We start from the raw sequence: 13541 nt of genomic DNA on the forward strand, positions 1-13541 counted from the left end.
CTTATTCTCCCTGTATCAACGCATCGCCCTGCGCCATGGCACGCAGCAGACAAGGAATACAGACCGGCTTTTCAAGAGGCGGTATTTTGGGCAATTTGGGTGGAGCAATAATCTCAACGTCTCCCGGTAAGGTGGGCATGTGGCCCGCCCAGCCAGAGCCAAAGCCCGGGCTGCCACCTGAATTCATCTTGATGCTGGGGCCGACCAGCGTCACACCGCTGGGGTCAATCTTCACGAAGCTTCCCCCGACCTTCAGCGTCAACTCCGCGCCCGCTTCAAGAACCACCTTAGCCCCCGCTTTTACATGCACTTCCTCACCGGCCTCGACCAGCAAAGCCTGCCCCAGTTTCTGATGCATCGAAGTATCAACGGTCAACGAGAAGCCTCCTTTCACGTGGTCACGTTTCTCGTTCTCAACCGTCAGGTGATCGTTGGATTTGATTCTCGTCACCCGCTCATTATCAATCTCCGTGTGGGCATCATGTTTGATATGCCAGACCACGTCATTCTCAACGAGCGCGTTGAGATCTTTCTGCCCGTGAATATAAATCTCTTCCTGTCCTGCCTGATCTTCAAAGCGCAGCTCGTTAAACCCTTCTCCCTGATGCGTCTCCGTGCGCAGTACGGTACGTGTCTTATGGGCTGGCAGGTCGTAAGGAGGGCGGTTAGTGGCATGGAAAGTACGCCCGGTCACAATCGGCTGATCCGGATCGCCCTCAAGGAAGCTCACAATGACTTCATGGCCGATGCGCGGGATGGCGATCATGCCGTACTGGCCGCCCGCCCAGCCCTGACTGACGCGCACCCAGCAGGAGCTCTGGTCATTGCTAGCACCGTAGCGATCCCACGGGAATTGCAGTTTTACCCGACCATACTGGTCACAGTAGATTTCTTCCCCCGTCGGGCCGACGACAGTCGCGATTTGCGGGCCATCCACCATCGGTTTGTACGGCATAGCAGCACGCCACGTCGTCGTGCCTTTCACCACGGCAAAACTGTTGCTCATGGTGGTCGGTTCGCCGCCGCTTTCCTCTTCCAGCGCCTGCGGTTGCTGCCCGACGTGCGTCACGCTCACCGTCTGCCACACCGCATTCAGCGTCGCATTCGGGTGCTCCGTCAGCATGAAGGTGTTACCCGGCATCAGCCCCGCGCAGTTAGATTCCCCTTCGCTCGTCACCGCCCCTGAGCGCAGTGCATCCAGCCGGTAGCCGCTGAACGCCTTGCCGCTCGGGTCTTGCTTATAGCGACCCGGATAGTCGTAATGCTGATAGCTTTCGCGCTGGTGCTCCAGCTCGCCGCTCATTTTCTTGTGCGACAGCCCGTAAGCCGGCGTTTTGAAGCTGTAATCTTTCAGCTCGACGTCCGATGTGCTTACCCGCTCCGCGTAGTGGAAGCGCCGGACGTATTCGCCCTCGCTCAGCCCTTGTGTCGCCAAATTGAAGAACAGCTCGGGGCCTTTGGTCAGTGCACCCGCATCGTCGGCAAACACTAATCGATGTTTGCCCTCTTCGTATTCGTGGAAGAAATACATCCCTTCCTCGGCGGCCAGTCGGGTGACAAACGCCAAATCGCTTTCCCGATACTGCACGCAGTATTCCCGCACCGCGTGCTCGTTACGCAGCGCAAAGGCGTAGTCAGTGATACCGGCGTCTTCCAGCAGTGCACCGATAATCGCTTCCGGCTTCTGCGCCTGAAAGATGCGGGCGTTGGTGCGTAATCCCAGCCGCCACAGCGCCGGACGGACTTCCATCTGATAGCGCGTGCGCCGGAATCCGGTGTCGCCCTGCGTGAAGCCACTGACAATCCCGCTGACCCGACGCTTTAGCTCACCCTCATACCAAATCATCAGCTCGCACGGTTGGTCCAGCACCGCGCCGAAATCCACATCCGGCAACGCGCTCGCCAGACTCAGCGACAGGCTGAAAGGCCGGTTCAGCCCTTCATCCAGCCTGAAATCTACCACCGCAAAGGTGCCTGCCTCCAGGGCGCCGACCTTTACGGTGAACTGTAATCCTGTACTGTTTGCCATCGGCTTTCTCCTTATTTTTATGTTTGTACTACTGCCACGGCTACCGCATGCACGCCATTCTGGCTAAACGCCATATGAGCAAAAACGCCACGCAGGTGAAAAGCGCAGAGCATTTAAATCGAGCAGCGATTCGGTATGTTCACGTCGTGGGAAACAAGAAGGTCGCGGGGTTGAAACGGTGTGAAGAGTGATGAAAACGTTCCATGTGGCATCCTTGACGCTATTCCTTTTAAAAAAATACGCGTAAAGAATAACAAGATGTTCGCAGAGCCAATAGCACAAAAAAAGGACTAAAACGAAGCAAGTCCATTGATTAATATTAAAATAATATCATTAAGAATAAATTAGATAACTAACTAAAAGACTCAATCATCATCTAAGAACAGAGCATCTACCCTGTTCTTAGACTATTGATAAACCATTTTCGTCCGTGGAATAAGGGCATAAAACCCTACAAGCTATCGCTCCAACTTCGGATACGCATCCGCGATCTTATCGCCGGTGAAATGCGCTATCCACCCTTCCGGATTATCAAACAGGCGGATGGCGGTGAAGTGCGGCTCCGGTCCCATATCAAACCAGTGCGCCGTGCCTGCGGGTACGGATAGCAGATCGTTCTTCTCACACAGAATCTGGTAAATCTTGCCGTTCAGGTGCAGGCAGAACAGCCCCGCGCCTTCCACGAAAAAGCGCACTTCGTCTTCATGGTGGACATGCTCGGATAAAAACTTGGTGCGTAGTTCCGCACGCTGCGGATTATCGGAACGCATGCTGATAACGTCCCAGCTCTGATAGCCTTTCTCTGCCACCAGCTTATCGATTTCATGCTGATAAACCGCAAGCACTTCTTCAGACGACGGCGCATCGCTCAGCTTCTGGCTGGCTTCCCAGCGTTCAAAACGCACGCCGATTTCGTTCAGCTGTTTCTGAATCGCCTCGGCATCCTGACTTTGCCAAATCGGCTGGCTTGCATCGCTGTCGCTAAAAATGGTTAATCCACTCATTGGGCGTACTCCGGTAAGTCGATCTGGTCAAAACGTGCCACCTGACGGTGACGGCTTACGCTATCCGCATCATCACGGATAAGCTGACAGGTGTGCCAACCGGCCTCCTGCGCGGCATCCAGCTCCTGACGAATGTCCGACAGGAACAACAGTTGCTCAGCAGGTAGTCCGATGGCTTGCGCAATCGTGCGATAAGAATCGGTCTCCCGCTTCGCGCCGACGCGAGTATCAAAATAGTCGCTGAACAGCGGACGCAGGTCACCCGCGTTGCTGTAGCCGAACAGCAACTGCTGCGCTTCTACCGACCCTGATGAATACACATACAGGCGCAGGCCCTGCTGCTGCCATGCGGTGAGCTGCGCGGCCACTTCGGGGTACAGATGTCCCTGAAAATCGCCGTTGCGGTAGCCCGCACGCCAGATAATGCCTTGCAACTGCTTCAGCGCGGTGGATTTACGATCTTCATCCATAAACTGATTCAGCGCGGTAATCAGTGCATCATTATCCGCATCGGGCTGACCCAGTTCCTGACGCAACGCGTCCAGCGCCTGCGCGATCTCAGGATCGCTACCCTGCTGCCGCACCGTGTCGGCCAGTCGTTCACGGGCATAAGGGAACAACACGGTGTGAACAAAACGGATGTCGCTGGTGGTGCCTTCAATGTCGGTCACGATCGCGTTAATCATGCTTTCGCCTCCAGCAGTCGCCGCTGCAATTCACATTGGAACAGGAACTCTAGTCCTTCCAGATGACGACGTGCTTCTTTCACCGTCGCGCCCCAGCAGTAAAGGCCGTGGCCGCGCACCAGAAAGCCGTAGCGTAGCGGCGTGTGGCTGGCGTACTCGGTCACCCGCTGCGCCAGCGCCGGAATATCCTGATCGTTATCGAAAATCGGGATCGCCACGCGATCCAAATGGGTAGTTTGCCCCGCCAGCGACTTTTGCATTTCGTAACCGTGCAGTACTAGTTCAGCGCCCTTCTCTACCCGAGACAGCACCGTCGCGTTCACCGAGTGCGTGTGCAGCACCGCACCGATAGTCGGCTCACGGCGATACAGCAGCGTATGCAGCCCCGTTTCCGCCGACGGCGTACGGCCGCTCGGCACATGGTTAGTGGCAATATCCACCAGCAGGAAATCCTCTGCCTGAAGACTGCCTTTATCTTTACCCGATTCGGTAATCAGGCACTGCGCTTCATCAAGGCGCACGGACATATTGCCGCCCGTCGCTGGACACCAGCCCTTCTCACCTATCCAGTGGCAGGCCGCAAGCAGCGCCGTCAATTGTTGATTTTCAGTCATGAGGCTTCCCGTTTTTGGTCTCTCTGTTTCAAAGCATGCAGTTGCAGGTTTAGATTTTTTCATTATGTCTTAGCACGCAAAGGCATTTAGCCGTTTAAACGTCCAAGCGTCTTGATTGCCAAATACTAACAGCATGTTATATTACCAAGCAATACAGGCTTGCAGGAGTTCCACCCCGCTATGAGCGCCGCTCTGATCCCCGACAGTAAACTGCCTTCGCTGGGCACCACCATCTTTACCCAGATGAGCGCACTGGCCCAACAGCATCAGGCCATCAATCTATCACAAGGTTTCCCTGATTTTGACGGCCCGGATTATTTACAACAGCGGCTGGCGCATCATGTCAGTCAGGGCGCAAACCAATATGCGCCGATGACCGGTGTTGCACCGCTGCGTCAGGTGATTGCTGAAAAAACCGAAGAGCTGTACGGCTGGCGACCGGATGCCGATAGCGAAGTGACCATCACTGCGGGGGCAACAGAAGCGCTGTTTGCCGCCATTGCGGCGCTGGTGCGACCCGGTGACGAAGTGATTTGTTTCGATCCCAGCTATGACAGCTATGCGCCTGCCGTTACGCTGGCTGGCGGCGTACTCAAACGCATCGCCTTGCAGCCGCCTGCATTTCGCGTGGACTGGTCGCATTTTGCCGGTTTGCTGAGCGACCGTACTCGTTTGGTCATCCTGAATACACCGCACAACCCGTCCGCTACCGTCTGGCAGAAGGCCGATTTTGAGCAACTGTGGCAGGCAATTGCCGCACATAACATCTTCGTACTGAGCGATGAAGTCTACGAACACATCTGCTTCGACAGTGAAGGACACGCCAGCGTGCTGGCGCACCCGTCGCTGCGTCAACGCGCTATCGCCGTTTCATCGTTTGGCAAAACGTTCCACATGACCGGCTGGAAAGTCGGCTACTGCGTCGCGCCAGCCGCATTGAGTGCGGAAGTCCGTAAGGTTCACCAGTATCTGACGTTCTCCGTGAACACGCCTGCGCAGTTCGCCATCGCCGATATGCTGCGTGAACAGCCGCAACACTGGCGCGAACTACCTGATTTTTACCGTGCCAAGCGCGATCGTTTCATCAAGGCGCTGGCAGGCAGCCGTTTTGAAATTCTGCCCTGCGAAGGCACCTACTTCTTGCTGGCGGACTATCGGGCGATTTCCGCTCTGGACGATGTCAGCTTCTGCCGCTGGCTGACCGAGCACGTTGGCGTCGCGGCCATTCCGCTGTCCGTCTTTTGTGCCGATCCGTTCCCACATACGTTGATTCGACTATGCTTTGCTAAACAGGAAGCAACGTTGGATGCCGCTGCGGAGCGTTTATGTCGACTTTAAAGATTTCATTGCTGCAACAGCCGCTGGTCTGGCGCGATGGCGAAGCCAACCTGCGCCACTTCGATACCTTATTAGCGGAGATGAGCGGGCGTGATGTGGCAGGACGCGATCTGATCGTGCTGCCGGAGATGTTCACCACTGGCTTTGCGATGGAGGCCGCCAAAGGCAGCCTGGATCAGTCAGTCGTAGAAGCCTGGCTGCACCAGTGGGCGCAGAAGACCAATGCGCTGATCGGCGGCAGCGTCGCGGTAAATACGCCAAAAGGTGCGGTGAACCGGTTCCTGCTGGTCGATCCGCACGGCGAGGTGTATCACTACGATAAACGTCACCTGTTCCGCATGGCGGATGAACATCACCACTATCAGGCAGGCACAGAGCGAGTCACCATTGAATGGCGCGGCTGGCGCATCTGCCCGATGATCTGCTACGACCTGCGTTTCCCAGTCTGGTCACGCAATCGACAGGATTACGATCTGGCGCTGTATGTCGCCAACTGGCCTGCGCCTCGCGCGGCACACTGGCAGACGCTGCTAGCAGCGCGCGCCATTGAGAATCAGGCCTACGTTGCAGGCTGTAACCGCGTCGGTACCGACGGCAACGGCCACAGCTACCGTGGCGATAGCCTGATTATTAATTCTCAAGGGGAAATTCTGGCCTCTGCCGCGCCCAATCAGCCTGCCCGTCTGGACGCCGAACTGTCGCTGGAAGCGCTGCAAAGCTACCGGGAATCCTTCCCCGCCTGGCGCGATGCCGATCGCTTTACGCTGTAGTGGTTGTGCTGTAGCTGTAATAGATGTAGCTGTCGTTACTGTGCAGAGGCGTGGTAGAACACCGCCTGATAGAACGCCTGTAGCGCCAGCGCCACATCTGCCGTGGTAACAGATTCGTCAGGATGGTGGCTGATGCCGCCGCGGCAGCGGACGAATAACATCGCTACCGGCCAGCGTTCGGCGATGGCGATGGCGTCGTGCCCCGCACCGCTTGGTAGCATCAGCGTTTTCCCCTGCACCTGCGTCACCGCGTCGTTTAATACCGACTGCAACGCGGGATCGCAGCGGGTTGCCGCAATACGGTAATACTCTTCGGCGCTGAACTGGCAGCCGCGCTGGTGCGCGATAGCCTGTCCCAGTATCAGGAGTTTTTCCAGCAACGCATCCAGCGGCGCATCCTCCGGCCCACGAATATCCAGCGTCATCTTCACCTCGCCGGGAATGACGTTCGCCGCGCCCGGTAAACACTGCAACGTACCAAACGTGGCGACCAGATGGGGATCGCTTTCTCGCGTTACCCGTTCTGCCTGCGCCATCCAGTCAGCCGCCGCCGCCAGCGCATCCTGCCGCTGCGTCATCGGTACCGTGCCCGCATGCCCCGCCAGACCGAGGAACGTGCAGTTGAGCCGCCGCGCCCCGTTAATCGCGGTGACCACGCCCAGCGCCAGATCCTGCTGTTCCAGACACGGCCCTTGTTCGATGTGCAACTCCAGATAGGCGGTGATATCACTGACCGGACGTGCCGCCAGCGCCACCTCAAGCGGATCCAGCCCCGCAATGGTCAACGCCTGCGCCACGCTGGTGCCTTCTGCATCCTGACAATCCAGCCAGTTCTCCGGCCAGGTGCCCGTTAACCCTCGGCTGCCCAGCAGCGTAATACCAAAACGCGTACCTTCCTCATCGCCGAAGCCGATGATTTCCAGCGCCACGGGCAAACGCGTCCCCTGCTGATGGAAGGCACGCACGACTTCAATCGCCGTCAATACGCCCAGCATGCCGTCATACCGTCCAGCATTGCGCACCGTATCCAGATGCGAACCGAGCAGCAGCGCTGGCGCATCCGGTGTTAATCCTTCATAGCGACCACAAATGTTGCCAACGCTATCCTGCCAGACGTTCATGCCCGCTTCGCGCATCCATTCCCCCACCTGCGCATTGGCACGCAGGTGTTCCAGCGACAGATAAACGCGGGTCAGCTGGCCGGGCGTTTCGCTAATTTCAGCCAGCGCATCGCAGCGCAACATAATCTGCTCAGCGGCGGCCTGTGCGGCAGCGGGCAACATCAACATTTCACTCATGCACGTCCCTCATCCGCCGCGTAGCAATTCCAGGCGGCCTGCAAGGCTTCACCCTGCACGGTACGGAAGCCAAGTCGATTCAGCACCGCCTCCAGCGCCGTCAGCGTTTGCATCACGCAGTCTTTACGCGCGTTGTAGCCCATCGTACCGATGCGCCATATCTTGCCCTGAAGCGGGCCAAACGAGGTGCCGATCTCGATGGCAAAATCTTCCAGCAGCAGCTTACGCACCTGCTCGCCGTGAACGCCGTCAGGAATCACCACGCCCAGCACGTTATTCATTTTGTGGGTCAGCGAACCAAAGGTGTCCAGCCCCATTCCCTGAATCCCCGCCACCAGTGCACTACCGTGCAGCGCATGGCGAGCAATACTGCGATCCAGCCCTTCTTCGAGGATCGTTCGGGCACATTCGCGTGCGGCGAACAGCATGCTCGTCGCCTCGGTATGGTGGTTCAGGCGCTCCGGCCCCCAGTAATCCATCACCATGCCCAGATCGAAATAGTTGGAATAGATCATCTCGTCGTCGCCGTCCTGATGCGCGTCCGTTCTGATCCCCTGTTCGACGCATTTACGCCGGCGGATCACCGCTTCCATCTGCGGACTAAGCGTGATCGGTGAACTGCCGGACGGCCCGCCGAGGCATTTCTGCAACCCTGCGGAAACCGCATCCAGTCCCCATTTATCCGTTTCCAGCGGGTTGCCGCCAAAAGAGGCGGTAGCATCGGTATAGAACAGTACGCCGTGACGGCGGCAAATCTCGCCCAGTTCCTCCAGCGGTTGCAGCATGGTGGTCGATGTATCTCCCTGCACCGTCAGCAGTAAACGCGGGCGTACCGCTTTGATCGCATCTTCGATCTGGTCTGGCGAGAACACCTCACCCCACGGCACTTCGATGGTATGAACGTCAGCACGGCAGCGGCGGGCAATCTCGCACAGCAGATGACCAAAACGGCCAAACACCGGCACCAGCACCTTGTCACCGGGGCGGATCGCCGATAGCAGAATCGCTTCGATCCCCGCTCGCGAGGTGCCGTCTACCAGCATCGTCCAGCGGTTTTCCGTGCGGAAAAGTTGACGATAGAGCGCCATGACCTGATTCATGTAGTTCGTCATCGCGGGGTCATACTGCCCCACCAACTGGCTGGCCATTGCCCGTAATACGCGCGGATCGGCATTGATCGGCCCCGGCCCCATCAGCAGGCGATGAGGGGGATTAATTTGCGCGTACAGTTCGCTGTTCATGGTTATGTGCTCCAGATTCTTTACGTTACTGGTCTGCTAATCGAATGATTTTATGCGCGTTTCCGTGCGTGATTAGCTCAAAAAGAGAGAAGCCTTACGCTTCCGATAGTCCCCGGACGGAGGCGATAAACTGTTTCAGTTCGCGGGTCTGCGGGTTAGCAAACAGCGTTTTGCTGTCGCCCTGTTCCCAGACGGTGCCCTGATGCATAAACACCACGCGGTCGCCCACTTCACGGGCAAAATTCATTTCATGCGTCACCAGAATCAGCGTCATGCCTTCGGCGGCCAGCTGTTCCAGTACCTTCAGCACTTCACCGACTAATTCAGGATCGAGTGCCGAGGTAATTTCGTCGCACAGCAGGACTTTTGGGCTCATCGCCAATGCGCGGGCAATCGCGACGCGCTGCTGCTGACCACCCGACAGATTGCCGGGATAGTAGTGAAGACGCTCGCCCAGCCCGACCTTATTGAGCATCTGTTCACCCAGTTCATGGCATTCCGCCGCGCTTTTTCCCAGCACGCGGCGCGGTGCCAGCATCACGTTTTCCAGCGCTGTCATATGCGGGAACAGATTGAAGTTCTGGAACACCATTCCAACCGAGCGGCTGATTTCCCGCGCCTGCGAATCCCTGTCGGTAACCGTCATCCCACCCAGCTTGATGCTGCCGTCCTGATAGCCTTCCAGACCGTTCATGCAGCGCAATAGCGTGCTCTTACCGGAGCCGCTGCGCCCGATGATCGAAATGACTTCGCCCATTTCGATATCCAAATCCACGCCTTTCAGGACATGGTTCTGGCCGTAATATTTTTGAACCTGATTAATGGTGATGAGCGGCATTGAATTTCTTCTCCAGATAGCGGCTGTAGTAAGAGAGCGGATAGCACATCAGGAAATAGCCCAGCGCCACCAATCCGAACACTTTAAACGGCTGATAGGTCACGTTATTCAACATGGTTCCCGCCTTGGTCAGCTCGATGAATCCGATGATCGACGCCAGCGCGGTGCCTTTAATCACCTGCACGGAAAAACCAACGGTAGGCGCAATGGCGATACGCATCGCCTGCGGCGCAATCACCCGATAGAGCGTCTGGCCGAAATCCAGTCCGAGACAGCGCGATGCTTCCCACTGCCCTTTCGGCAAGGCTTCCACGCTGCCACACCAGATATCCACCAGAAAGGCGCTAGTAAAGAGCGTCAGCGCTAGGGCTGCCGCCGTCCATGGGCTCACATCAATGCCGAACAGCGCCAGTCCGAAAAAGGCGAGAAATAGCTGCATCAGCAGCGGTGTCCCCTGAAACAGCTCGGAGTACAGGTGGACAAGGCGCGTCGGCCATTTGCGTTTAGTCAACCGCAGCAGCATCAGCGGAAAGGTCACTATCGCGCCGCCGATGAAAGCCGTCAGCGACAGCAGTAGCGTCCAACGTGCCGCCAGCAGCAGGTTGCGAACAATATCCCAGTCGGTAAATGTCATCATGACTGATTCCCCAGAAAGCGCCGACCCGCCAGCAGTAAGAGTTGTCGCATCAGAACAGACAGCATCAGGTAACACAGTGTGGTTGCCAGATACACTTCAAAGCTCAAAAACGTACGGGATTGAATCAGGTTGGCAGCAAAAGTCAGTTCTTCGTAAGACACCTGCGACACCACCGACGATCCCAGCATGACGATGATGCATTGGCTGACCAGCGCCGGATAAATCCGCTGGAGCGCAGGCGGCAGAATCACACGCAGGAAGGTCTGCATCCGCGTCAACCCCAACACGCGGGCGGCTTCCCACTGGCCTTTCGGCGTTACCTGAATCCCCGCGCGGATAATCTCGGTGCTGTACGCTCCCAGATTAATCAGCATCGCCAACAGCGCGGCCTGTCCGGCGGTGAGCTTCAAGCCCAGACTCGGCAAGCCGAAAACGATGAAGAACAGCTGAACCACAAACGGCGTATTGCGGATCAGCTCGACGTAGACTCCCCATAGCCGACTCAGCAGGGTAGGCTTGCCGCTGCGCAAAGCCGCACCGAAGATGCCGATGGCAATGCCGCCGAGGGTTGCCATGACCGTCAGCTCAATGGTGACCCACAACCCCTCCAGCAACTCAGGCCAGAACGGAAACAGCGCGGAAAAATTAAGCTGATAGGTCATGGCGTGCTCCCGTTAAGCCTTGATGCTGGCTGGCAGCGGCGCTTTCAGCCATTTTTCCGACAGGGTATTGAGCGTGTTGTCTTTCAGTGCTTGCTCAATCAACGCATCGACTTTCGCTTTCAGTGCGGGTTCATCTTTCTTCAGCCCGATGTAGCACGGCGAATCTTTCAGCATAAACTTCGCTACTGGTGCTTTCGTCGGATTCTGCTCGGCGATAGCGGCTACAACCAGGTTACCCGTTGCAACATATTCCACCTGCCCGGATAGGTACGCCGACAGCGTGGTGTTGTTATCTTCGTAGCGCTTAATCTGTGCGGCCTTCGGCGCGATATCCGTCAGCACCATGTCTTCTACTGCACCGCGCGTGACGCCGATGCTCTTGCCTTCCAGCGCGTCTGACGATGTCAGCGTGCTGTCTTTCGGCCCAAATACGCCGAGGAAAAACGGCGCATAGGCGCGGCTGAAATCGATCACTTTTTCACGCTCGGCGTTTTTGCCCAGACTGGAGATCACCAGGTCAACTTTGTTAGTTTGCAGATACGGTACGCGGTTAGCACTGGTTACCGGAACCAACTGCAACTTTAGTTTCATCTCTTTCGCCAGATAGCGAGCGATATCGATGTCATACCCCTGCGGTTGCAGATCCGTCCCCACCGATCCAAACGGCGGGAAATCCTGCGGGACAGCGACACGCAGCACGCCGCGCTTCTCGATATCCTGCAACTGATCGGCCATCGCGCTACCGGCCTGAACCAGTAACATTGCCGCGCCCATCACTGCCAGTAACCCTTTTTTGACGCCCAGTTTATTGATCAACATCGTCTCTGCCCCCGGTTAGTATAATTGAAACGAAAGATTCTTTAAAAACAAAAATTGAAACCATCGTTGCAGAAATTAAGCAAGGAGCATGCCAGATTAGATTAACGCCTTCTGTGCTATTGAGTGCGGGGGTCAGAAAGTTCGGCTAAAACATGGGATAGCGATGGAGATGATTATGGTATGGGTATGTAATATCTGTGAAAGGTTTCGTGCGTGATTGCAGCAAGATTATTTATGCAACTCATGCACCACGCCCGACGTAGGGCAGCTCAGTCGCCGCAGCCCTACGAACCCTGGCTTTCGGCGTGAATTATGCCGCTACGCGGTACATTCGAAACGCGTGTCATCCTGTCGAACCGCCTGTGACGCGCTCCCGGCGCGGCACAGGCTTTCGCAGCGTCCATGCTGCTCATTCGGGATGGCCCACATTTCTCATCATAATTTTTTACGCCGATGAACAGATAACAACGAGAAACAATCCACAGCGCTACGTCACAAAAATAATCCGGTGCTATCACGCCCGAAACGATCTGCATGACTATATGACAGATCCACATGACGGCATGACGGCATGACGGCATGACACATAAGGGCATCAGAATAGCACCAAACATCAACCATACCGCACTACATTGGTGCATTAGCACCATCCCAACGCACCATTAGCGTTGCTCTAGCTCATCCAATTCACCATAAAGATCCACGATCTGGTGGATGCGCTGGCGTCCGTCACGCAGCATTTCATGTAGCAGCGCATTGCTGATCACATTCACCAAACTCATCGCGGAGGAATAACTGTCAAACGCCGAGACGCTGTCCAGCGGAACGCACAGCGACCAGGTTGCCAGCGACATTAGCGTACTGGCCTGTGGTTCGCACAGCAGCAGCACGGGTACACCGCGCTTTTGCAACTGTGCCAACAGTGGCTGAATCAGGCGCGGACGGCGGCGAAACGCCACCACAATCACGACATCCTGCGCAGTGAGATCCACCAGCTCTTCGGATAACGTCTGCCCTGGCTGCGTCAGCAGCGTGACCTGTTGGCGGATCTGGAGCAGCTGTTGGCGCAGGTGCAGCGCCACCGGATAGCTATTGCGCAGCCCAATCAGACACAGGCGCTGCGCCTGCATCAGCGCCTGAATCACTGCGCCAAACTGCACGGGGTCAATCTGGTTTATCCACTGCGTCAGGTTCGCCATTTCCTGCTTGTAATGCCGCGCCAGCAGCGTATTCCCCTGCACGGCATCCCGGTTATCCGCCAGCGGCATCCCGCTCTGGCGCAGCGTTCTGAGCTCATTGCGCATATCGCGGTAGCTAGGATAGCCCAGCCGTTTGAACAACCGGCTGACGGTCGCTTTGGAAACGCCGCTCAGCCGCGCCAGCTCGGCGCTGTTGTAGCTGATTAAATCGTCAAAGTGATCGAAGATGAAATCCGCGACGCGCTGTTCCTGCGGTGAAAGCTCGCCGTAGCGATCCCGTAATCGTTCATCTATTTGCATCATCGTCTCTCATCCATTGCGCTTGCTGTAACGTTTGTTTCATGTCGCAGAACATAGCACAGGATTGTCAGGATGATATAGATACCCCTTCCGGCACCGCATACGG

13 protein-coding genes are annotated in these 13541 nt (G+C 56.6%); 2 read left to right on the forward strand and 11 right to left on the reverse strand.

Annotated features, from left to right (window positions below; translation table 11 throughout):
• Window position 1: 1 nt before the first annotated feature.
• From EIP93_RS17465 to EIP93_RS17480, 4 genes are all read right to left on the reverse strand, one after another.
• Window positions 2-2029: a type VI secretion system Vgr family protein gene (locus EIP93_RS17465; protein WP_125233048.1), complete on the reverse strand. Its 2028-nt coding sequence runs from the start codon at window positions 2027-2029 to the stop codon at window positions 2-4.
• A 458-nt stretch (window positions 2030-2487) separates the two neighbouring features.
• A complete protein-coding gene (locus EIP93_RS17470) occupies window positions 2488-3033 on the reverse strand; it encodes a 1,2-dihydroxy-3-keto-5-methylthiopentene dioxygenase (protein WP_103972236.1) in 546 nt (181 codons plus the stop codon).
• Window positions 3030-3719 carry an acireductone synthase gene (gene mtnC, locus EIP93_RS17475; RefSeq protein ID WP_125233049.1) on the reverse strand — a complete coding sequence of 230 codons (690 nt, stop codon included), beginning with the start codon at window positions 3717-3719 and terminating at the stop codon, window positions 3030-3032. The genes EIP93_RS17470 and mtnC overlap by 4 nt, the downstream gene beginning before the upstream one ends.
• Window positions 3716-4333, reverse strand: a complete 618-nt coding sequence (locus EIP93_RS17480) for a methylthioribulose 1-phosphate dehydratase (RefSeq protein ID WP_103972238.1) — start codon at window positions 4331-4333, stop codon at window positions 3716-3718. The genes mtnC and EIP93_RS17480 overlap by 4 nt, the downstream gene beginning before the upstream one ends.
• 180 nt (window positions 4334-4513) lie before the next feature.
• Here EIP93_RS17480 and EIP93_RS17485 point away from each other — a divergent pair, with 180 nt between their 5' ends.
• Window positions 4514-5671 (forward strand): pyridoxal phosphate-dependent aminotransferase, encoded by a 1158-nt coding sequence (locus tag EIP93_RS17485; protein WP_125233050.1) that lies wholly within the window; start codon window positions 4514-4516, stop codon window positions 5669-5671.
• Entirely contained in the window at window positions 5659-6441 is a 783-nt protein-coding gene (locus EIP93_RS17490) for an amidohydrolase (RefSeq protein WP_116227103.1), read from the forward strand. Before EIP93_RS17485 ends, EIP93_RS17490 begins: the two co-directional genes overlap by 13 nt.
• A gap of 35 nt (window positions 6442-6476) precedes the next feature.
• Here the strand turns inward: EIP93_RS17490 and hpxK are convergent, their stop codons facing one another.
• From hpxK to EIP93_RS17525, 7 genes are all read right to left on the reverse strand, one after another.
• Window positions 6477-7739, reverse strand: coding sequence for an allantoate amidohydrolase (gene hpxK, locus EIP93_RS17495; RefSeq protein WP_125233051.1), 1263 nt, complete (start codon window positions 7737-7739; stop codon window positions 6477-6479).
• On the reverse strand, window positions 7736-8980 hold the full coding sequence (locus tag EIP93_RS17500; RefSeq protein WP_039508773.1) for a pyridoxal-phosphate-dependent aminotransferase family protein: 1245 nt from the start codon (window positions 8978-8980) through the stop codon (window positions 7736-7738). The genes hpxK and EIP93_RS17500 overlap by 4 nt, the downstream gene beginning before the upstream one ends.
• Before the next feature lie 94 nt (window positions 8981-9074).
• The gene (locus tag EIP93_RS17505) at window positions 9075-9818 is read right to left on the reverse strand and encodes an amino acid ABC transporter ATP-binding protein (RefSeq protein ID WP_103862946.1); all 744 of its coding nucleotides are present in this window, start codon (window positions 9816-9818) and stop codon (window positions 9075-9077) included.
• Complete coding sequence (locus tag EIP93_RS17510) at window positions 9799-10452, reverse strand: amino acid ABC transporter permease (RefSeq protein WP_029368898.1); 654 nt, start codon at window positions 10450-10452, stop codon at window positions 9799-9801. Before EIP93_RS17510 ends, EIP93_RS17505 begins: the two co-directional genes overlap by 20 nt.
• Window positions 10452-11117 carry an amino acid ABC transporter permease gene (locus EIP93_RS17515; protein WP_010306971.1) on the reverse strand — a complete coding sequence of 222 codons (666 nt, stop codon included), beginning with the start codon at window positions 11115-11117 and terminating at the stop codon, window positions 10452-10454. The genes EIP93_RS17510 and EIP93_RS17515 overlap by 1 nt, the downstream gene beginning before the upstream one ends.
• A 12-nt stretch (window positions 11118-11129) precedes the next feature.
• Window positions 11130-11936 carry a transporter substrate-binding domain-containing protein gene (locus EIP93_RS17520; RefSeq protein ID WP_102119134.1) on the reverse strand — a complete coding sequence of 269 codons (807 nt, stop codon included), beginning with the start codon at window positions 11934-11936 and terminating at the stop codon, window positions 11130-11132.
• 662 nt (window positions 11937-12598) lie between these two features.
• Window positions 12599-13438, reverse strand: coding sequence for a MurR/RpiR family transcriptional regulator (locus tag EIP93_RS17525; RefSeq protein ID WP_125233052.1), 840 nt, complete (start codon window positions 13436-13438; stop codon window positions 12599-12601).
• Between the last annotated feature and the right edge of the window lie 103 nt (window positions 13439-13541).

Source organism: Pectobacterium versatile, assembly GCF_003932035.1.
In the GTDB taxonomy this organism is placed as follows: domain Bacteria; phylum Pseudomonadota; class Gammaproteobacteria; order Enterobacterales; family Enterobacteriaceae; genus Pectobacterium; species Pectobacterium versatile.

Coding starts and splice junctions, on each gene's coding strand:
- EIP93_RS17465 (WP_125233048.1), bottom strand. CDS start 2,029: ATGGCAAACAGTACAGGATTACAGTTCACCGTAAAGGTCGGCGCCCTG.
- EIP93_RS17470 (WP_103972236.1), bottom strand. CDS start 3,033: ATGAGTGGATTAACCATTTTTAGCGACAGCGATGCAAGCCAGCCGATT.
- mtnC (WP_125233049.1), bottom strand. CDS start 3,719: ATGATTAACGCGATCGTGACCGACATTGAAGGCACCACCAGCGACATC.
- EIP93_RS17480 (WP_103972238.1), bottom strand. CDS start 4,333: ATGACTGAAAATCAACAATTGACGGCGCTGCTTGCGGCCTGCCACTGG.
- EIP93_RS17485 (WP_125233050.1), top strand. CDS start 4,514: ATGAGCGCCGCTCTGATCCCCGACAGTAAACTGCCTTCGCTGGGCACC.
- EIP93_RS17490 (WP_116227103.1), top strand. CDS start 5,659: ATGTCGACTTTAAAGATTTCATTGCTGCAACAGCCGCTGGTCTGGCGC.
- hpxK (WP_125233051.1), bottom strand. CDS start 7,739: ATGAGTGAAATGTTGATGTTGCCCGCTGCCGCACAGGCCGCCGCTGAG.
- EIP93_RS17500 (WP_039508773.1), bottom strand. CDS start 8,980: ATGAACAGCGAACTGTACGCGCAAATTAATCCCCCTCATCGCCTGCTG.
- EIP93_RS17505 (WP_103862946.1), bottom strand. CDS start 9,818: ATGCCGCTCATCACCATTAATCAGGTTCAAAAATATTACGGCCAGAAC.
- EIP93_RS17510 (WP_029368898.1), bottom strand. CDS start 10,452: ATGACATTTACCGACTGGGATATTGTTCGCAACCTGCTGCTGGCGGCA.
- EIP93_RS17515 (WP_010306971.1), bottom strand. CDS start 11,117: ATGACCTATCAGCTTAATTTTTCCGCGCTGTTTCCGTTCTGGCCTGAG.
- EIP93_RS17520 (WP_102119134.1), bottom strand. CDS start 11,936: ATGTTGATCAATAAACTGGGCGTCAAAAAAGGGTTACTGGCAGTGATG.
- EIP93_RS17525 (WP_125233052.1), bottom strand. CDS start 13,438: ATGATGCAAATAGATGAACGATTACGGGATCGCTACGGCGAGCTTTCA.